Below are 19,236 nucleotides of genomic sequence, written 5' to 3'. Positions count from 1 at the left end.
CAAGTGCACCTCGGCATGTCCACCACCTGGCAAGCCCGCCTTTCGCTAACCCGGAAGACCCGCCGCAACGACAGCACGGCTTTCCGGAGGTCGGCGGGCCTCAGAATTTTTTTCGAAGGAGGAACCTTGACGTCCCCCCCACTTCTATACCAAGGGTGGTGAGAGTCCTGGGTTAAGGGTTGTGTTGCGGGGTTCGCGGAGCGAGGCGTAGCCGACCGGAGCAAATCCCGCCCGTGTGGGCCAGAGCCTTCACCTTCTGCCTGCGTTCAAACCCGCTGGTGACGCTCTGCTCCTGGCCCGTTTCGCCGAGGAGAGGCAGTTTCTCACGGCAGGTGGGCGGTCTTCTCCTGGACGAACTGGACGTAGCCCATGTCGACTTCATTGATGTGATGCGCCAGCCAGTCCGCCACGAAGGTGGCTACGTCGGCGGTGATCAGGAAGCCCTCGTCCATCTTCACCATGAGGTTTTGCACCTTGGTCAACAGCTCCGTGTGCTCAACCTGGTGGGCGGCCAGCTTGGGATAGCCAAGCACCCGCATGTATTCCTCTTCTGCAAAGAAGTGCTCCTTGGTGTAGTCATTCAGGAAGGCCAGGCTCTCCCGCGCGCCAGTCTCCCCCGTGCCAGCCTTGAAGCACTCGGCCAGCCGGTTGATGATCTCGAACAGGTGCTTGTGCTGGGCGTCGATCTCCTCGATTCCGGTCTCGAACTTCTCGTTCCAGTCAGCGACGGACATGCTGTCCTCCTTGGCATCACATGGGGTTGGTGTCCCATTCTAGGGAGGCGATTCACACCCTGCCAGTCCTCAACGTGAAACTACAGGGTTCACCCCATACCCTTGCTAGGCGCAGGCCAGGATTCAGGGCCTAGCTGATGGGTGTCCCTCACGGTTGGTCTGGTGACCGCTCCTTGGCGAACTGGACGTAGCCCATGTCTGCCTCGTTGATGTGGTGGGCGAGCCAGTCAGCGGCGAAGTTGGCCATGTGGGCGGCGAAGTCGGCCCCATCCAGCGGCACCAGGAAACCGCCGTCAAGTTTGGCCTTCATGGCCAGGATCTGGGTCATCAGCTCGGCGTGCTCCTTCTGGTGGAACTCGAGCATCGGGTAGCCGATCTCCCGCATGAGCACCTCTTCCGTTTCGAAGTGTTCCAGCGTGTACCTGGCGAGAAAGGCCAGGCTCTCCTGGGCCTCAGTCTCCTCCGTGCCCGCCCGGTAGGCCGATTCCATGCGGTTGATGGCCTGGAAGAGGCGCTTGTGCTGGGCGTCGATCTCCCGGATCCCGGTCTCGTAGCGGTCACTCCACACGGCTAGGGGCATGGTGCCTCCGTGGCGGTTGTTCCTGGTGCGTCCATGATAGGACCGGGCCCCAGGGTGGCAGTGATGTAGTTGATTTCAATGTTTCCCGCCCCTGGCACACCCTTAATCCTTTCGGGGAAGGACCGGATCCATATGTCCGGTTGTTCGGCCGGCCGAGGCATGGTTTCATCCCTGAAGTTCGACCGAGAAAGAGAGAGAAAGCATGGCCTTCCTGTCCTGGCATGAGCGATTCAGCGTGGGACACGCGGAGATCGACCAGCAGCACCAGAGGCTTTTCGAACTCGTCAATCACTTCGATGACGTCATCCAGATGGGGATGGTCGAAGAACTCCCGCGGATCGTGGATGACGTCATGCATCTCAGTGAGGCCCACTTCCGCTTCGAGGAAGGGTTGATCCAGGACATCGGATTTCCGGTCGTTGCCGAGCACCGGAAGATCCACCGCGAGCTGCTCGACCAGGTCGGGCACATGCGGAGCAGCATGATGGTCGGCGGCCATGTCAGCCACAAGGCCGTGGTCCGCTTCCTGGCGGACTGGCTCACGAACCACATCCTGCGTGAGGACATGGAGTACAAGCCGTACCTGACCTCCTAGCTGGTGGCAGTCCCGGCAGCAGAGACAGGGTGGCTGGGGCCTCCTGGATTCCATGTACCATTTCAGCTTATTGATGCATCCAACGCTTACAAAGGAGGCGATCCATGCGAATTCGCATGTTCTGGGGCGGCATCGCCTTGACCGTGGCCCTGGCGGGCTTCGGCTTCGCCCTCTCCACCACCCAGGGGCCCGCGCGTGCGGCAGCCCCGACCCCCCATGAGGAACAGGTGACCGACCCCAAGAAGCCCAGCCCCGCCGACCTGAAACAGAAGCTCACTCCGATGCAATACCACGTGACTCAGGAGGCCGGCACCGAGCCGCCCTTCCGCAACGAGTACTGGAACGAACACCGGGACGGCGTCTACGTCGACATCGTCAGCGGCCGACCCCTCTTCACCTCCAAGGACAAGTTTGACTCCGGGTGCGGCTGGCCCAGCTTCACGAGGCCCATTGCGGCCGAGGACGTGGTCGAGAAGCGGGATGGCAGCCTGGGCATGGTGAGGACCGAGGTCCGCTCGAAGGCTGCGGATTCCCACCTGGGCCACGTCTTCGACGATGGCCCCCGGGACAAGGGCGGCCTGCGCTACTGCATCAACAGCGCTTCGCTGCGGTTCGTGCCGGTGGAGGATCTCGACAAGGAAGGCCTGGGTTCCTTCCTGCCGCTGTTCGGGAAGGCCCCTTCTGAGGCCACTCAGAAGGATGAGGTGGCCACGCTCGCTGGCGGCTGCTTCTGGGGCATGGAGGATCTGATCCGCAAGCAGCCCGGTGTCCTCAAGACCGAGGTCGGCTACACAGGGGGCAAGGTGGCGAACGCAACCTACCAGAACCACGAAGGCCACGCCGAGGCGGTGCAGATCCACTTCGACCCCACCAAGACCACCTTCGAGGCCCTGCTGCGCTTCTACTTCCGTATGCACGACCCGACCACCCTCAACCGGCAGGGCAACGACCTGGGCTCGTCCTACCGCAGCGCGATCTTCTATCACTCCGAGGCCCAGCGGCAGACCGCTGAGCGGGTGAAGGCGGACGTGGACGCCAGTGGCAAGTGGACGCGTCCCATCGTCACCGAGATCACGGCCGCGGGGCCTTGGTGGAAGGCCGAGGAATACCACCAGGACTACCTGGTCAAGAACCCCGGCGGGTACACCTGCCACTTCGTCAGGGACTGATCGGCCGCATTACCAAAATTCACCACAAAGCCACGAAGACCACGAAGAAAGGGCTGCTTGTCCTGCTTCGTGGTCCTTCCGTCTTTGTGGCAGATCCGTTGCCCATTTTTGGCTGGCGTAGGTCAGACCCTGAAGGTGTCGGGTCGCCATGTCTGGATGCGCTTCTTGATGGCCTCGCCGTCGAGGTTCTGATCCAGGGCCTCCCGGACCCGGTCCGCCAGCTCGGCATCGGAAGCGAAGCGCAGGCCCACGAACTGGCCGGGGCGCAGCTCCTGGAGTCGGCCCTGCAGGTCGACTGGGAGGAGGGCCTTCATCCGCAGGGTCTCTTCCAGGCGGATGACGCGGTCCTGCACGCGCAGGCCGTACTCCCTGACTTTCAAGGCCAGGAAGGTGAAGGCAAGGGCGCCCAGGAGGAAGAAGGCATGCCTGAGGCTGGGCCCCTTGAAGAGTTTGTAGCCCGTCGCAACCACCGTCACCAAGAGGAAGGGCAACAGGACGAAGTGGAAGGGCGGATCGAAGCGACGGTGATTTCGGAAGGTCTGGGGCTCGGACATGGCGGCTCCTGAGGTGACTCCCAGGTTACTCGATGGGCCCGCTCCGCTGCCGCTTCACGGCGGAGGCCCGCTTCTTGGCGTCCAGCCGCCGCTCCTTCGAGCCCCGGGTGGGCTTGGTGGCGCGCCTGGGGATGGGCCGCACCAGGGCCTCGCGGATGGCTTCGGTGGCCTTCTCGCGGGCGTCGTCCAGGTTCTTGAGCTGGTCCCGGGTCCTGTCGCTGACGACCATCCAGAGGCCCTCGGCGTCGAGACGGTTCCGCTGGGAGGCTCGCAGACGGACCAGGGCATCCTCCGGCAGGCCCTCGATGGCCGCCAAGTCGATGCGCAGCTCCACCTTCGAGGACACCTTGTTCACGTTCTGGCCGCCCGCGCCGCCGGCCCGCACCGCCTTGAAGCGGATGGCCTCCCCGGGAACCCGGACGGTGGCGGTGACTTGGATGGGATCGGCCATGCCTTCAGATTAGCGCATGGCCTCCATGGGGCTCAGGCGCATGGCACGGAAGGCGGGGTAGAGGCCGAAGACCACGGCCAGGGTGAGCGCAACGATCCAGGCGGTGACCAGCCCGATGGGATTCACCACGAGCCCATAGGGGAAGCTGGCGGAGAGGGCCTGGCAGAGCAGGGCGCCGGACAGGGTGCCGAGGAGGGCGCCGATGGCGGCGAGGACCACGGCCTCCAGCAGAAACTGGATGAAGATCTCCTGGTCGGAGGCCCCGAGGGCCTTCCTGAGGCCGATCTCGAAGCGGCGGTCGCTGAAGCTGATGAGCATGACCGAGAGCACGCCCACGCCGCCCACGAGCAGCACCGTGCCCGCCAGGCTCATCAGCACGATCTGCCAGCCCCGCATCTGCTCCAGGAAGTTCTGGTAGCCCTTGGCGGCCTCGGCGTCCAGGTCCACCACCTCGGCGTCCTCGATGCCGTGATGGGCCTGCCGCACGCGACCCAGCAGCATGGCCGAGACTTCGCCCATGTCCTCGGGGCGCCGCAGCTTCACGGTGATCTGGGCCAGCTTGTGGGCCGGGTCCATGCGGTCCATGAAGGTCTCGAGGGGAATCAGGATGCCGTTGGCGTCGAAATAGTTTTCGTCATTGAAGATCTGACCGGGCGCCTGCACACCGACGATGCGGAAGGGCACGCCATCCACCACCAGGTCGCGCCCCACGGGATCGGCCCCACCGAAAAGCTTGGTGGCCAGGGTTGCACCCACCACGGCCACGGTGGAGCGGCGCCGCTGGTCGTCCTCGGTCAGGCCACGGCCCAGGCCGATGGGGCGGTTCATCCACTGGGCGTAGTCGGGGGAGACCCCGTTGACGAAGATGCGCTCGGTGTCGCCCTGCACTCGGACCGTGACGGTCTTCTGGGCCCTGGGCAGGAAGGCCAGCACCTTGGGGTTGGGGGCGTTCAGGCGGCTGAGGTCCTCAAAGCGCAGGCCGGGGCTCATGTTGAAGCGCTTGCGATCTTCGCTGGTCTCGGGCGTCTTCGGAGCGATGCGGACAGTGCCATCCCAGCTCATGCCGGCAAAGCCTGTGCTGATCTTGTCCATGACGCCATCGAGCACGGAGGTCAGCACCACCAGGGCGAAGACACCCAGCATCAGGAGGGTGAGGGTGAGCAGGCTGCGCACTTTGTGGGCCCACAGCTCCACTAGGCCCGTGCGGACCACCTCCCAGAACATGGCGAGGCTGAAGCCACGGGTCGCTGCGGCCGGGGCGGGGGCTTCGCCATTGAGCAGCGAGGGGCCCGGGGCACGGAGGATGAGGGCCTGGTCACTCATAGCGCAGGGCCTCCATGGGGGACAGCCTCGAGGCCTTCCACGCCGGATACAGCGCGAACAGGAAGCCGAAGGCCGCGGCCAGGCCGTAGGCCCAGGCGAAGCTGGCGGGCGTCATGAAGAGCGGGATGCCGATGCTCTTGGTGATGACCCAGGAGAACCCGACGCCGAGCGCCAGCCCGGCGAGACCACCGAGGGCTGTGAGCAGCAGCGCCTCGGTCATGAAGCCCTTGAAGATCTCGCGGCCCGAGGCGCCGATGGCCATCTTCACGCCGACTTCGCGGACCCGCTCCTTGAGGCTGGCCATCTGGATGTTCACGTTCACGATGCCGCCGCCCACCAGGGCCAGCACGCCCGAAAGCATGAAGATGATGTCGTAGACGCTGCCCTGGCTCTGCCGCCTCCGCACCCGGGCCGCCACGTCATCCAGGCGGAAGTCCTCCTGCAGACGGTGGTTCGACTTCACCAGGTTCTTCAGCTGTTGGGCGAAGTCGCTCATGGCGTTCATGTCGGGAATCCGGAAGGTGACGCGGTCCACGCGCCGGTAGGCGTCGCCGTTCATGCGGCGCTGGACCAGGTTCGCGGGCACGGCGATGATGCGGTTCCGCCACCAGAACTGATTGCCCTGGTTCTCGCGGAACCGGAAGACCCGTTCCTGGAAAGTGCCGATGACGGTGACCGGGATGTTACCGATGCGCAGGGACTGGCCCAGGGCATCGCCCTTGGGGAAGAAGGTGTTTGCGGCTTCCGTACCCAGGACCACCACCGGGGCCCCGGTTTCCATCTCCGTGTTCGAAAATCCCCGGCCCTGGGCGATGCCATACCCATTGGCGGGGATGAAGTCGCCGCCGATGCCGCTCACCTGCCGATCCTGGTCAGCGTAGGCGGAGACGATCCGGGTGCGGGTGTTCTTCTGGCGGCTCACCCCCTGGATGGCCTCCGACTTCAGCGCCTCACCGCCAACCGCATCCGCGTCCCGCAGGCCCAGGTTCGCCTGCTGGAGGGCCGTGGGACGCCCGTCCTTGATGGCCGCTCTGGGCTGGACGTTCAGCTTGTCGAGTCCGCCCATCTTCACGAACATCTCATCGGCCCGCTTCCTCTGGCTGTCCGAGATGGAGAACCCGCCGAGCACCGAGGCCACGCCCAGCATTACGCCGAGCGCCTGCAGCACCGAGCGGCCGAGGTTCTCCCGGACCTCCACCCAGGCCCCGAACAGCCGCTCGCGGAAGGCGCCGGACGTCTTCATCTAGGCCACTCCCTCGGCCACTGCGATCAACCCATCGCGAATTTCCACGCGACGCTCCGCCAGGGCGGCGATGGAGGGATCGTGGGTGACCAGGAGCAGGGTGTGGCCCTGCTGATGCAGCTCGCGGAAGAGCTCGAGGACCTCGGCGCCGGTCTTGGAATCCAGCGCGCCCGTGGGCTCGTCCGCCAACAGGAGGGCGGGCTCGTTGGCCAGGGCCCGGGCCACGGCCACGCGCTGCTTCTGACCGCCGGAGAGCGTCGCGGGCAGCTTGTCCGCTTTGTCGGCGATGCCCACCTTCTCGAGCAGTGCCAGGGCCCGCTCGCGGCGCTCCCTGCGACCCACCCCCGCGTAGAGCATGGGCAGTTCCACGTTACGCACGATGCTGGCCTTGGGCAGCAGGTTGTAGCTCTGGAAGACGAAGCCGACCTTCTCGTTGCGGATGCGGGCCAGTTCGCCACCGGAGAGTCCCTGAACCTGCCGCCCGTCCAGGGTGTAGGTGCCCTCAGTGGGCAGGTCCAGGCAGCCCAGGATGGCCATGAGGGTGGACTTGCCGGAACCGGACGGGCCGATGAGGGCCACGAACTCGCCCTTCTGCACGGTGAGGTCGATGCCGCGCAGGGCATGGACGGCCGCGCCATTGGAGCCGTAGACCTTGGTCAGGGCCTGGGTCTGGATGATGGGGGAGGACGAGCTGCTAATTGTTTTCATCGTCCTTCTCGACCTTCTTCTTGCTGGGGTCTTCCAGGCTGACCTGGTCATTGGCCTTGAGGCCCGAGAGGATCTCCACGCGCTCCAGGGTGGCGATGCCGGCCTTCACGGGCACCACGTCGAAGTATTCCTTCCAGTGGTCGGCCAGCCAGATGAACTTGCCGCGTCCCGTGAGTCCGTCCTTGGCCTTGGCGATGTCCTGGGGTGGCAGGTTCTCCTTCAGCCGGTACACCACGGTCTGGCCATCCCGGCGCTGCAGGGCCTCCAGGGGCACGCTCACTGCCTTGTCCCGCTTCTCGCCCAGAATCTCCACATTCGCGCTCATGCCGGTCTTGAAGTCATCGGTGAGGTCGTCCAGGGTGACCTCCACCTTGAAGACCTTGATCTTCTCCACCAGGTCGGCGGCGGGCGCCACGAAGCGCACCTTGCCGGTGAAGGCCCGCTGGGGGTAGGCATCCAGGGTGATGCGGACGGGCTGGCCGACCTTGACCTTGGCGATGTCCACTTCGTTGAGGTTCACCTTCACGATGAGCGACTTGAGATCCGCCACGGTGAAGACGACCGTGCCCGCGTTGAAGGAGCTCACGCCGGAGGTGATCGTGTCACCAAACTCCACACCCTTCTTGATGACCACGCCGTTCATGGGGGCGGTCACCCGGGCCAGCTGGGTGGAGGCGTTGCCGCTGATAGGGATGCCGCGGTCCTCGACTATCTGGTAGCGGGTCTGGGCGCTCTTGAAGGCCTCTTCGGCGAGGTCGCGGGTGGTCTTCGCACCGCGGAAGGCCTGGTCGGAGATGAGCCCGGCCTTGAACAGCTCCGCCTGCTGGTTGAAGTCCCGCTCGGCGTTCTTGAAGCTCACCCGGGCCTGGGAGACGCTGCCCTGCACATCCGAGAGGGTCTGGGCCTGGTTCACATCCGGTTCCACTTCGGCGAGTACTTCACCAGCCTTCACCACCGCCCCTTCGCGGACGCGGAGACCCACGATCCGTCCGGATACCGTGGATTTGACGTCCACCTTGGTGAGGGGGTCCACCACCCCCACCTCGCGGACGCTGACCTGCAGGTCCTCGGCCTGGACCTTGCCCAGGCGGAAGGGAGTGTTGGCCTCGGGTTTCTTGGACTTGCCGTCGCTGCCCTTCAAGGTGAAGAACATGCCGGTCGCCAAAGCCGCGCCGGCCACAGACAGGATGACCCATCGCTTCTGCATGAAACCCCCAGATGGGAAAGACGCCGGACTTGCCGGGATGATGAATGGACTACGGACCAGAGTCTGGGACCGTTTAGATGTCGATTTGCCCCGGATTCGGCGAGCGGCCCCCGACCATCGGCCAGAACCTCCCGGGCGCCGGGGAGTGCCTGTTTTCTGGGCTGGCACAGGACAGGCCCTCAATTGGGGGCCTGACTTTCGTGACCAGGAGAACCTACCGCACGGTTTCGCGGGCGATCATCAGTTCTTCATTGGTGGGCACGACCGTGACGACCACCTTGGAGTCCGGAGTGCTGATGATGCGCTCCCCGGTGCCGTGCTCGTTGGATTCCGTGTCGAGCTTGACCCCCAGGAAACTGAGCTTGCTGCAGACCTTGGCCCGGACGAAGGTGCTGTGGGTGCCGATGCCGGCGGTGAAGCAGATGGCATCCACGCCATCCAGGACCGTGGCATAGGCGCCGATGTACTGGCGCACGTTGTAAGTCAGGAGGTCGCGCGCGAGGCGGGCGCGGTCGTTGCCGGCATCGGCCGCCAACTCGATCTCCCGGAAATCGGAGGAGACCCCGGAGATGCCGAGCAGGCCCGACTTCTTGTTCAGCAAGTCGGTGATGCCGTTGTAGTCGAGGTGCTCGTATTCCATGAGCATCTCCACCACGCTGGGGTCGATGGTGCCGCAGCGGGTGCCCATGATGACGCCCTGGAGGGGGGTCATGCCCATGCTGGTGTCCACGCTGCGGCCGTTGTGGACGGCACAGATGCTGGTGCCGTTGCCAATGTGGCAGGTGACGATCTTGAGGGCCCGGAGGGGCCGGCAGAGCAGGATGGCGGTGCGCGCGGCCACGAAGGAGTGGCTGGACCCGTGGAAGCCGTAGCGGCGGATGCCGTACTTCTGGCTCAGCTCGTAGGGGATCCCGTAGGTGCGGGCGTGGTCGGGGATGTTGTGGTGGAAGGCCGTGTCGAAGACCGCCACGTGGGGAACATCGGGGAACTCCTCCCGGGCCACGCGGATGCCCAGGGCATTGGCGGGGTTGTGGAGAGGCGCGTACATCGCGAAGGTGTCGATGTCGGCGAGCACCTCGTCGGTCACGATCAGGGAGTCGCCGTACTTCGGTCCCCCATGCACCACCCGGTGGCCCACGGCATGGATGGGCGTGTCGTGCAGGACCACGGCCTTCAGCCGCTCGATGATGGCGTGGAGGGCCTCCCGGTGCGTCGGCAGGGCCAGGTTCTCCTTGTGCTTGTCGCTCTCGAAGGTGAAGGTCAGGTTCGCGTCGGCCAGGCCGATGCGCTCCGCCATGCCTTCGGCGATGGAAGTCTCCTTCCCCATGTCGAAGAGGTTGAACTTGAGGCTCGATGAGCCGGCATTCAGAACAAGCACGAACACGGGGTCCCCCATATGTGGGTGAGTCTAGCTGGTCTGACCAGTGACCGGTATCTCATTGCAGATCTTTGGGTCGTCATGCGAAAAAGGGGCCGAGTCCCTGCTGGATCAGTCGGAAAAGACACCCCGTGCCAGGCCTTCCGGCCTCGGCCAGGGGGCTTCCAGGGCAGTCTCGGCCGTGGCCATGAGCTTGGCCTCCAGCCGGCCGGCGAGGCTGGGATCCACGGTCCAGCCCCGCTGGCCCATCCAGGCCTGGAAGCGGGGCAGGGGATCCTTGGCGGTCCATTCGGCCAGGACAGCCGGGTCCACGTAGCGCTGGTCATCGTGTTCGGCATGCCCGGATTGCCGGAAGGTCTCGCAGACGATGAACGCGGGCCCCTTGCCCTCGAGGCAGCGCTGGCGGGCCTGGGCGGTGGCATCGAAGACCGCCGCGGCATCGTTGCCGTCCACGGTCAGGGTGAAGGCCCCCTGGGAGCGCTGGGACATGCGACCGGCCATCTGGCGCTCCGGCGGGGTGGAGAAGGCGTAGCCATTGGACTCGCCCACGACGATGAGGGGGAGCTTCTGCACCACCGCGAAGTTGAGCCCCTCGTAGAAGGCGCCCGTGGAGCTTCCGCCGTCCCCGATCCAGGTCATGGCCACCCGGCGCTCCCCCTTCTGCCGGAAGGAGAGCGCCACCCCCGCCATCACCGGGACGAGGGCCCCGAGCATGGAGGTGGGGGCGATGATGCCCCGCGCCACGGAGCCGAAGTGGTTGTTGTGCTCGCGTCCCCCCGTGGGTCCCGGGGCGCGGCCCAGATACTGCAGGAAGACCTCACTGGGGGTGACTCCGCGGACGAACATGGAGCCCAGGTTGCGGATCAGGGGGGCGATGACGTCCTCAGGTCCCAGGGCCATGGCAGTGGCGCAGGCGGTGGCCTCCTGGCCCAGGCTGCGGTATACGCTGCCCAGGGTGTGCCCCTGGCGGAAGAGCTTGACCAGGCGTTCCTCGGCCAGGCGGGTGAGCAGCATGGCCTCGTACAGGCGCAGGGCGGTGTCTTGGTCCATCGGGTTAGCATAGACCCATGCTGAGCCTCCGTCCCGCCGTCCCCGCCGATGCCCCCCTGATCCTGCAGTACATCCGTGAGCTGGCGGAGTACGAGCGGGATCCAGAGGCGGCCGTCGCCACCGAAGCCGACATCCTCCGGTACGCGTTCTCGGAGCACCCCCTGGTCAAGGTGACCATGGCCGACTGGGACGGGCAGCCCGCTGGCTTCTGCCTCTGGTTCCTGAACTTCAGCACCTGGGAGGGCAAACCCGGCATCTACCTGGAGGACCTCTTCGTGCGCCCGGCCTTCCGGGGCCACGGCATTGGCAAGGCCCTGCTGAAGCACCTGGCGGCCCTCGCGGTGAAGGAGGGCTGGACCCGCTTCGTGTGGCAGGTGCTGGACTGGAACACGCCGGCCATCGAGTTCTACGAGGCCCACGGCGCGAAGGTCATGCGGCCCTGGCTCACCTGCCGGGTGGAGGGCGAGGCCCTGGCCCGCCTCGCCGAGGGGGCGGGTTGACCTGGCCCCCGCTGCTGCGCCTCCAGGAGGCCCTGGGCCCCGAGGCGGAGCTGGTGATCGTGGGCGGCGCCGTCCGGGATGAACAGCTCGGTCGGCCCCATGCCGACTGGGACCTGGCGACCCGGCTCCTGCCGCAGGCCGTGATGGCGCGGGCGCAGGCGGCGGGCCTGAAGGTGATCCCGACGGGACTGCAGCACGGCACGGTGACGGTGATCCTGGAGGAGCGCCCCGTGGAGGTGACCACTTTCCGCAGCGACGGGGACTACCTGGATGGCCGGCGGCCCGAGACGGTGCGCTTGGGCGTCAGCCTAGTGGAGGACCTGTCGCGGCGGGACTTCACCATCAACGCCATGGCGCTGCCGGTGGGCGGCGGCGACCTTGTGGATCCCTTCGGTGGGCAGGCAGACCTGGCGGTGCGCCTGATCCGGGCGGTGGGCGATCCCCTGCAGCGCTTCGCCGAGGATGGCCTCCGCCCACTGCGGGCCTGCCGCTTCGCCGCCCAGTTGGGCTTCGAGGTGGAGGCCGCCACCCTGGCAGCCATTCCCGAGCGCCTGGAGGTGGCCCGCAAGGTGGCCGTGGAGCGGGTCTTCACGGAGCTGGACAAGCTGCTGCGGAGCCTGGAGCCCCAGCGGGGCCTGGTCCTCCTGGCGGAGAGCGGGCTACTGGATCTGTGGCTGCCGGAGCTGCGGCCCATGCTCGGCTGCGGCCAGAACCGCCACCACGCCCACGATGTCTGGCGCCACACCCTGGAGGTGGTGGGCTTCATCCCCGCAGAGCCCGCCCTGCGCTGGGCCGCCCTCCTGCATGACGCGGGCAAGCCTGGCGTCCGCAGCGTCGGGGCCGATGGCGAGGTCCATTTCTACGGCCACGAGACCCGGTCCCTGGAGATCGCCGAAACGATCTTCGAGCGGCTGAAGGTCAGCCACGCCCTGCGCAAATCGGCAATGGCCCTCATCCGTCACCACGGCACCCACCCCACGGAGGCCTGGGGCGAAGCGGCCTGCCGCCGCTTCCTGGTACGGCTCGAGGCCGAGTGCCTGAGCCTGGAATCCTGGGCTGCCTTCCGGCTGGCGGACCTGCGAGCCAAGGGGCGGGACTGGGAGGTTCGTCAGGTCGAGCATGCGGCGCTGATGGCGCGCCTGGGGTCCATTCTGGCGGCCCGTCCGCCGCTCTCCGTCCGCGCTTTGGCCCTGGATGGGGCCGCCCTCATGCGGCTGACGGGCCGCCCCGGCGGCCCCTGGCTGGGGGCTCTGCAGAAGCGCCTGCTGGAAGCCGTGTTGGACGACCCGCAAGGCAACACGCCGGAGCGGCTGGCGGAGCTGGTGCAACGGGAACCGCCAAGCGACTGACACACCAGTGCGAATGACGCGGATGGAGACTTAAAAAAACGCCCGGCGGATGCCGGGCGTTTCCCGAAGCTCGGCCGGATCAGCCGGCGCCGCCGCCACTGGTGGCGGGACGGTAGGTGAGGCTGGCCTTGATGTAGTCGCGGTTCATGCGGGCGATGTTCTCCATCTTGATGCCCTTGGGGCAGGCGGTCTCGCACTCGCCGTGGTTGGTGCAGGTGCCGAACTCCTCGGCGTCCATCTGGGCGACCATGTCGCGGACGCGGATGTAGCGCTCGGGCTGGCCCTGGGGCAACAGGGCCAGCTGGCTGATCTTCGCGGAGACGAAGAGCATGGCGCTGGCATTGGGGCAGGCGGCCACGCAGGCGGCGCAGCCGATGCAGGCGGCCGCGTCCATGGCGAGGTCGGCGTTCTCCTTGGGGATGGGCAGAGCGTTGGCGTCCTGCGGGCTACCGGTGGGGGCGCTGATGAAGCCACCCGCCGCGATGATGCGGTCGAAGGCGCCACGGTCCACCATCAGGTCCTTGAGCACGGGGAACGCTTCCGCGCGCCAGGGCTCGAGGGTGATGCTGTCGCCATCCTTGAAGCTGCGCATGTGCAGCTGGCAGGTGGTGGTGCGCTCCTTGGGGCCGTGGGGGCGGCCGTTCACGACCATCCCGCAGGTGCCGCAGATGCCTTCACGGCAGTCGTGGTCGAAGGCGATGGGGTCCTCGCCCTTGCGGATGAGGCCCTCGTTCACCACGTCCAGCATCTCCAGGAAGGACATGTCGGGGCTGATGTTCTCGGCTGGGTATTCGACGAACTTGCCGTCGCAGTTGGCATTCTTCTGGCGCCACACGTGGAGGGTGAGATTGAAATGCTTGGCCATGGATCAGCTCCTCACTTGTAGCTGCGGGTCGCGAGGTGGACGTTCTCGAAGGCGAGCGGCTCGACGTGGCGGACCGGTGTCTGGCCTTCACCCTTGTGTTCCCAGGCGGCGACGTGGCAGAAGTTCTCGTCGTCGCGCAGAGCCTCGCCCTCCTCGGTCTGCCATTCCTCGCGGAAGTGGCCGCCGCAGGACTCGCGGCGCTCGAGCGCATCCAGGCACATCAGCTCGCCGATCTCGAGGAAGTCGGCCACGCGTCCGGCCAGCTCGAGGGACTGGTTCACTTCAGCGCCACTGCCGGGGATGCGGAGGTTCTTCCAGAATTCCTCGCGGATCTGGGGGATGAGCTGCAGGGCCTTCTTCAGCCCGCCCTCGTTGCGGCCCATGCCGCAGAACTCCCACATGACCTTGCCCAACTCGCGGTGGAAGTGGGTGGGGGTCTCCTTGCCGTTGATGGCGAAGAGCTTGGAGACCCGGTCGGAGACGTACTGCTCGGCGGCCTTGACGGCGGGATCCTCGGCCTTGATGCGGGTGCCGGGCTTGATGCCCGCGAGATACCCACCGATGGTGTAGGGGATCACAAAGTAGCCGTCGGCTAGGCCCTGCATGAGCGCCGAAGCGCCCAGGCGGTTGGCGCCGTGGTCGGAGAAGTTGGCTTCGCCCAGCACGAAGAGACCGGGGATGGTGCTCATCAGGTTGTAGTCCACCCAGAGGCCGCCCATGGTGTAGTGCGTGGCCGGGAAGATGCGCATGGGGGTCTTGTAGGGGTTGTCGTCCGTGATGCGCTCATACATCTCGAAGAGGTTGCCGTATTTCTCTTCGATCTTGTTCTGGCCGAGACGCTTGATGGCCGCCTCGAAGTCGAGGTAGACGCCGAGACCGGTCTCGCCGATGCCACGGCCGTCATCGCAGACCTGCTTGGCGGCGCGGCTGGCGATGTCGCGAGGTGCCAGGTTGCCGAAGGAGGGGTACTTCCGCTCCAGGTAGTAGTCGCGGTCGTCTTCGGGGATCTGGCTGGCGGGCTTGCCGCAGTCCTCCTTCTTCTTCGGCACCCAGATGCGGCCGTCGTTGCGCAGGGACTCGGACATCAGCGTGAGCTTGCTCTGGTGGTCGCCGGTGACGGGGATGCAGGTGGGGTGGATCTGCGTGAAGCAGGGGTTGGCGAAGGCCGCGCCCTTCTTGTGGGCGCGCCAGATGGCGGTGCCGTTGCAGCCCTTGGCATAGGTGGCCAGATACATGGTGTTGCCGTAGCCGCCGGTGGCGAGGCAGACCGCGTCGGCGAGGTGGGACTTGATCTCGCCCGTGACCATGTCGCGGGTGACGATGCCCTTGGCCACGCCGTCCACCACGATCAGTTCCTGCATCTCGTGGCGGGCGAACATCTTCACGGTGCCGAGACCCACCTGCCGCTGCAGGGCCTGGTAGGCGCCGAGGAGCAGCTGCTGCCCCGTTTGCCCACGGGCGTAGAAGGTGCGGCTCACCTGGGCGCCACCGAACGAACGGTTGTCCAGCAGTCCGCCGTACTCGCGGGCGAAGGGCACGCCCTGGCCCACGCACTGGTCGATGATGTTGTTGCTGACCTCGGCCAGACGGTGCACGTTGGCTTCGCGGGCCCGGAAGTCGCCGCCCTTGACCGTGTCGTAGAAGAGGCGCCGGACGCTGTCGCCGTCATTGTGGTAGTTCTTGGCGGCGTTGATGCCGCCCTGCGCCGCGATGGAGTGGGCGCGGCGGGGGCTGTCCTGGTAGCAGAAGCACTCGACTTCGTAGCCGAGCTCTGCCAGGGATGCCGCTGCGGCGCCACCGGCCAGGCCGGAGCCCACCACGAGCACCTTGTACTTGCGCTTGTTGGCCGGGTTCACGAGCTTGAGATCAAACCTGTGCTTGTCCCACTTCTTCTCGATGGGGCCGTCTGGGATTCGGGAGTTGAGTTCCATGGAGGGCTCTCCTTCGGATCAGCGGATGAGGCCGGTGAGGACGGCGATGGGGTAGGAGATGTTCACGCCCACCACCAGGAAGGTCAGGCCGGTGGCGAAGTTGCGCCGCAGGCTGTCGTAGCGGGGATGGGAGAGGCCCAGTGTCTGGGTGAAACTCCACACGCCGTGCCACATGTGCAGGCCCAGGCAGAGCTGGGCCACGATGTAGAACCCGGCCGCGGCGGGAACCTTGAAGCCGCTAACGAAGTTGGCGTAGGGATTGGCGTGGTCGAAGTTGGGGTGCGCCTGGCCGGTGGTCAGGTGGAGCAGGTGGTAGACGATGAAGGCGGCCAGGATGAAGCCGCTCCAGCGCATGGTGCGGGAGGCCCAGGTAGAGGCGACGCTCTGCTGGGCACGGTAGCCCACGGGACGGGCAGCCTGGTTGTCCAGGGTGAGGGTCACGGCAGCCCAGATGTGGAGGCCCGTGGCGGCCAGCAGCGCGGCGCGGAAGATCCAGATGCCGCCACCATGCAGCATGGTGTGCAGGAACTTCGCGTAGCTGTTGAAGGTCTCAGCGCCCATGTAGGCCTGGGTGTTCCCGATCATGTGGACCGTGACGAACCCGAAGAGGACGATCCCGGTGGCGGCCATGACGACCTTTCGGCCGACCGAGGAAGCCATGAAGCCGTGGCCGCGTGCTTCCGCGCCCGCGATGCTCTGTTCAGCGACGGACATAGAGGGTCTCCTTGAAGAAAGCTTGGGGAGGAAACAGGGATCCCGAGGGGGGCAGGGGACCGGCTTCGAGGAACGGGGTCATATGGGACCCGATTATCTTCCTAGGGACCCGGAATCCCAAGCCCCCATGGGTGGACCTAGGTCACACTGCGTCCCTGCCCGCCAGTCGGCTGGAATCCATCCCGCGGAAAGGCCCCGGGCTTGCGGCGGGGGGCCCTTCCGCGATAGAGTCACACACGATCCAAGCATGATCTTTGGTGGTTCGCCCCCGGGTTGGGGGCTCGTTTTGCATCAACGCAGGCCGCCTCGACACATCGGACGACCACCCCTTCCGCACCCCTAGTCCCCCATCCCCGCATCCAAACTGGAGGAACACCATGGAGATGATGAAACGCCTGCTTGGCGCCCTGGCGTCAACCCGAGTCTTTCGGCTGGGCTTGACTGCCGCTCTTGCCCTTCTCTGCACCAGTCCGGCCCTGGCCGGAGAGGCCGACCTGAAGATCCCGGCCCTGCAGGGCAGCTTCCTGGGCATGTCCGGCCACAACCTGCTGCTGATCGGGCTGTTCATCTGCCTGCTCGGTATCGGCTTCGGCCTCGTGCAGTACGCCGAGATCCGGGACCTGCCGGTGCACAAGTCCATGCTGGAGATCTCCGAGCTGATCTACGAGACCTGCAAGACCTACCTGGTCACGCAGATCAAGTTCATCTCGGTCCTCTGGGCCTTCATCGCGGTCATCATGATCGCCTACTTCAAATACCTCTCCCATACGCCCATGGGCTGGGGCCAGGTGATCGTGGTCCTGCTCTTCTCGATCGTCGGCATCCTCGGCTCCGTGGCCGTGGCCTGGTTCGGCATCCGCATCAACACCTTCGCCAACTCCCGCACGGCCTTCGCGTCCCTGGGCGGCAAGCCCTATCCGACCATGGAGATCCCCCTCAAGGCGGGCATGTCCATCGGCATGCTGCTCATTTCGGTCGAGCTGCTGCTCATGCTCGGCATCCTGCTCTTCATCCCCGGTGACGCCGCCGGCCCCTGCTTCATCGGCTTCGCCATCGGCGAGTCGCTGGGCGCCGCCGCCCTCCGCATCGCGGGCGGCATCTTCACCAAGATCGCCGACATCGGCTCCGACCTCATGAAGATCGTCTTCAAGATCAAGGAAGACGATGCCCGCAACCCCGGTGTCATCGCCGACTGCGTGGGTGACAACGCGGGTGATTCCGTCGGCCCCACGGCGGACGGCTTTGAGACCTACGGCGTGACGGGCGTGGCCCTGATCACCTTCATTCTGCTGGCGGTCAATCCCACCACGGCCGGCCCCACCTACCAGGCCATCCAGGTGGCGCTGCTGGTGTGGATCTTCGTCATGCGCGTTGGCATGGTCGTGACCTCCGCCGCCTCCTACTGGGTCAACGGCCTGTGGTCCAAGGCCAAGTTCGGCGGCCTCGCCAAGTTCGACTTCGAGACCCCCCTTACCACCCTGGTCTGGCTGACTTCGATCCTGTCGATCCTGGTGACATACGTGCTGTCCTACCTGCTCATCGGCAACCTGCCCGCGGGCCTGTGGTGGAAGCTCTCCACCATCATTACCTGCGGCACCCTGGCCGGCGCCCTCATCCCCGAGTTGGTGAAGTCCTTTACCTCCACCAACTCCGGCCATGTCCGTGAAGTCGTCACGGCCTCCAAGGAGGGCGGCGCGTCACTCAACATCATCTCGGGTCTGGTGGCCGGCTACTTCTCCGCCTACTGGATGGGCCTCACCATCGTCGCCCTCATGGGCGCGGCCTACTATGTCTCCACCTTCGGCCTGGGTGCCTTCATGGCCGCCCCGGCTATCTTCTCCTTCGGTCTGGTGGCCTTCGGCTTCCTTGGCATGGGGCCCGTCACCATCGCCGTGGACTCCTACGGCCCCGTGACCGACAACGCCCAGTCCGTCTACGAACTCTCCACCATCGAGACCATCCCCGGCATCGAGGCCGAGATCCAGAAGGACTTCGGCTTCAAGCCCGACTTCGAGAACGGCAAGATGTATCTCGAGGAGAATGACGGGGCCGGCAACACCTTCAAGGCCACCGCCAAGCCTGTGCTCATCGGCACCGCCGTGGTGGGCGCCACCACCCTGATCTTCTCCATCATCCAGCTGCTGAATGGCAAGTTCGGTGTGCCGGCGGTGGTCGAGGGGCTGTCCATCATCAACCCGCTCTTCCTGCTCGGCATCATCACCGGCGGCGCCATAATCTTCTGGTTCTCCGGGGCGGCCTGCCAGGCCGTGGCCACGGGCGCCTACCGCGCGGTGGAGTTCATCAAGCAGAACATCAACCTGGATTCGGGCGCCACCAAGGCCTCCGTGGAAGACTCCAAGAAGGTCGTTGAGATCTGCACCCAATACGCCCAGAAGGGCATGTTCAACATCTTCCTGGCCGTGTTCTTCTCCACGCTGGCCTTTGCCTGCCTGAACCACTTCTTCTTCATCGGCTACCTGATCTCCATCGCCGTCTTCGGCCTCTACCAGGCCATCTTCATGGCCAATGCCGGCGGCGCCTGGGACAACGCGAAGAAGCTCGTCGAGACCGAGCTGAAGGCCAAGGGCACGGCCCTCCACGATGCCTGCGTCGTGGGCGACACCGTGGGTGATCCCTTCAAGGACACCTCCTCGGTGGCCCTGAACCCCGTGATCAAGTTCACGACCCTCTTCGGCCTGCTCGCAGTGGAGCTGGCCATCGAGCTGAACCCGGTCGTGGCCCATGGCTGGGCGCTGGTCTTCTTTGTCATCTCCACGGTCTTCGTGTGGCGCTCCTTCTATGGCATGCGCATCCCCACGCTCGAGGAGAAGTAGCCCTTTCCAAACCTGACAAAGAATTAACCGCCAGGCCCCTCAACCGAGGGG

The 19,236-nt window shown here is 65.8% G+C and carries 18 protein-coding genes; 5 read left to right on the top strand and 13 right to left on the bottom strand.

All coding sequences use genetic code 11. From position 1 onward, the window contains the following. Nucleotides 1-323: 323 nt before the first annotated feature. Together WAS25_RS03435 and WAS25_RS03430 are read right to left on the bottom strand one after the other, a co-directional pair. Entirely contained in the window at nt 324-734 is a 411-nt protein-coding gene (locus WAS25_RS03435) for a bacteriohemerythrin (protein WP_422310107.1), read from the bottom strand. A 148-nt stretch (nt 735-882) separates the two neighbouring features. Beyond that, entirely contained in the window at nt 883-1,314 is a 432-nt protein-coding gene (locus WAS25_RS03430; protein WP_422310106.1) for a bacteriohemerythrin, read from the bottom strand. Between the two features lie 202 nt (nt 1,315-1,516). Between WAS25_RS03430 and WAS25_RS03425 the strand changes: the two genes are divergently transcribed. Continuing rightward, nucleotides 1,517-1,909, top strand: a complete 393-nt coding sequence (locus WAS25_RS03425) for a bacteriohemerythrin (protein WP_422310105.1) — start codon at nt 1,517-1,519, stop codon at nt 1,907-1,909. 104 nt (nt 1,910-2,013) lie between these two features. Further along, entirely contained in the window at nt 2,014-3,078 is a 1,065-nt protein-coding gene (locus WAS25_RS03420; RefSeq protein WP_422310104.1) for a bifunctional methionine sulfoxide reductase B/A protein, read from the top strand. A 122-nt stretch (nt 3,079-3,200) separates the two neighbouring features. Here the strand turns inward: WAS25_RS03420 and WAS25_RS03415 are convergent, their stop codons facing one another. The 8 genes from WAS25_RS03415 to WAS25_RS03380 form a co-directional block, all read right to left on the bottom strand. Then, nucleotides 3,201-3,632, bottom strand: a complete 432-nt coding sequence (locus WAS25_RS03415) for a DUF6526 family protein (protein ID WP_422310103.1) — start codon at nt 3,630-3,632, stop codon at nt 3,201-3,203. A gap of 25 nt (nt 3,633-3,657) precedes the next feature. After that, complete coding sequence (gene arfB, locus WAS25_RS03410; protein WP_422310102.1) at nt 3,658-4,083, bottom strand: alternative ribosome rescue aminoacyl-tRNA hydrolase ArfB; 426 nt, start codon at nt 4,081-4,083, stop codon at nt 3,658-3,660. 9 nt (nt 4,084-4,092) lie between these two features. Beyond that, complete coding sequence (locus WAS25_RS03405) at nt 4,093-5,406, bottom strand: ABC transporter permease (RefSeq protein WP_422310101.1); 1,314 nt, start codon at nt 5,404-5,406, stop codon at nt 4,093-4,095. After that, a complete protein-coding gene (locus WAS25_RS03400; RefSeq protein ID WP_422310100.1) occupies nt 5,399-6,649 on the bottom strand; it encodes an ABC transporter permease in 1,251 nt (416 codons plus the stop codon). Before WAS25_RS03400 ends, WAS25_RS03405 begins: the two co-directional genes overlap by 8 nt. After that, nucleotides 6,650-7,357: an ABC transporter ATP-binding protein gene (locus tag WAS25_RS03395; RefSeq protein ID WP_422310099.1), complete on the bottom strand. Its 708-nt coding sequence runs from the start codon at nt 7,355-7,357 to the stop codon at nt 6,650-6,652. Beyond that, nucleotides 7,344-8,564, bottom strand: coding sequence for an efflux RND transporter periplasmic adaptor subunit (locus WAS25_RS03390; RefSeq protein WP_422310098.1), 1,221 nt, complete (start codon nt 8,562-8,564; stop codon nt 7,344-7,346). Before WAS25_RS03390 ends, WAS25_RS03395 begins: the two co-directional genes overlap by 14 nt. A 214-nt stretch (nt 8,565-8,778) precedes the next feature. Beyond that, on the bottom strand, nt 8,779-9,948 hold the full coding sequence (locus WAS25_RS03385; protein WP_422310097.1) for an acetate/propionate family kinase: 1,170 nt from the start codon (nt 9,946-9,948) through the stop codon (nt 8,779-8,781). A gap of 105 nt (nt 9,949-10,053) precedes the next feature. After that, nucleotides 10,054-10,992 (bottom strand): thiamine pyrophosphate-dependent dehydrogenase E1 component subunit alpha, encoded by a 939-nt coding sequence (locus WAS25_RS03380; RefSeq protein ID WP_422310096.1) that lies wholly within the window; start codon nt 10,990-10,992, stop codon nt 10,054-10,056. A 17-nt stretch (nt 10,993-11,009) separates the two neighbouring features. On the opposite strand from WAS25_RS03380, the gene WAS25_RS03375 reads away from it, so the two are divergent. Both WAS25_RS03375 and WAS25_RS03370 read left to right on the top strand, forming a co-directional pair. Then, nucleotides 11,010-11,492 carry a GNAT family N-acetyltransferase gene (locus WAS25_RS03375; RefSeq protein ID WP_422310095.1) on the top strand — a complete coding sequence of 161 codons (483 nt, stop codon included), beginning with the start codon at nt 11,010-11,012 and terminating at the stop codon, nt 11,490-11,492. Then, nucleotides 11,489-12,841: a CCA tRNA nucleotidyltransferase gene (locus WAS25_RS03370; protein ID WP_422310094.1), complete on the top strand. Its 1,353-nt coding sequence runs from the start codon at nt 11,489-11,491 to the stop codon at nt 12,839-12,841. Before WAS25_RS03375 ends, WAS25_RS03370 begins: the two co-directional genes overlap by 4 nt. A 79-nt stretch (nt 12,842-12,920) precedes the next feature. On the opposite strand, the gene WAS25_RS03365 is transcribed toward WAS25_RS03370, so the two are convergent. Genes WAS25_RS03365 through WAS25_RS03355 form a run of 3 tightly spaced genes read right to left on the bottom strand, consistent with a single transcriptional unit; the run spans nt 12,921 to nt 16,351 of the window. Continuing rightward, entirely contained in the window at nt 12,921-13,706 is a 786-nt protein-coding gene (locus WAS25_RS03365; RefSeq protein WP_422310093.1) for a succinate dehydrogenase/fumarate reductase iron-sulfur subunit, read from the bottom strand. Between the two features lie 11 nt (nt 13,707-13,717). Further along, complete coding sequence (locus WAS25_RS03360; protein ID WP_422310092.1) at nt 13,718-15,637, bottom strand: fumarate reductase/succinate dehydrogenase flavoprotein subunit; 1,920 nt, start codon at nt 15,635-15,637, stop codon at nt 13,718-13,720. Between the two features lie 18 nt (nt 15,638-15,655). After that, nucleotides 15,656-16,351 (bottom strand): succinate dehydrogenase cytochrome b subunit, encoded by a 696-nt coding sequence (locus tag WAS25_RS03355; RefSeq protein ID WP_422310091.1) that lies wholly within the window; start codon nt 16,349-16,351, stop codon nt 15,656-15,658. 386 nt (nt 16,352-16,737) lie between these two features. Here WAS25_RS03355 and WAS25_RS03350 point away from each other — a divergent pair, with 386 nt between their 5' ends. After that, nucleotides 16,738-19,185 (top strand): sodium-translocating pyrophosphatase, encoded by a 2,448-nt coding sequence (locus WAS25_RS03350; protein ID WP_422310108.1) that lies wholly within the window; start codon nt 16,738-16,740, stop codon nt 19,183-19,185. The last annotated feature ends 51 nt before the right edge of the window (nt 19,186-19,236 follow it).

It is taken from the genome of Geothrix sp. (assembly GCF_049292215.1).
GTDB lineage: Bacteria > Acidobacteriota > Holophagae > Holophagales > Holophagaceae > Geothrix.
Note: the sequence above shows the minus strand (reverse complement) of the source record. Positions and strands in the feature narration are given on the sequence as shown.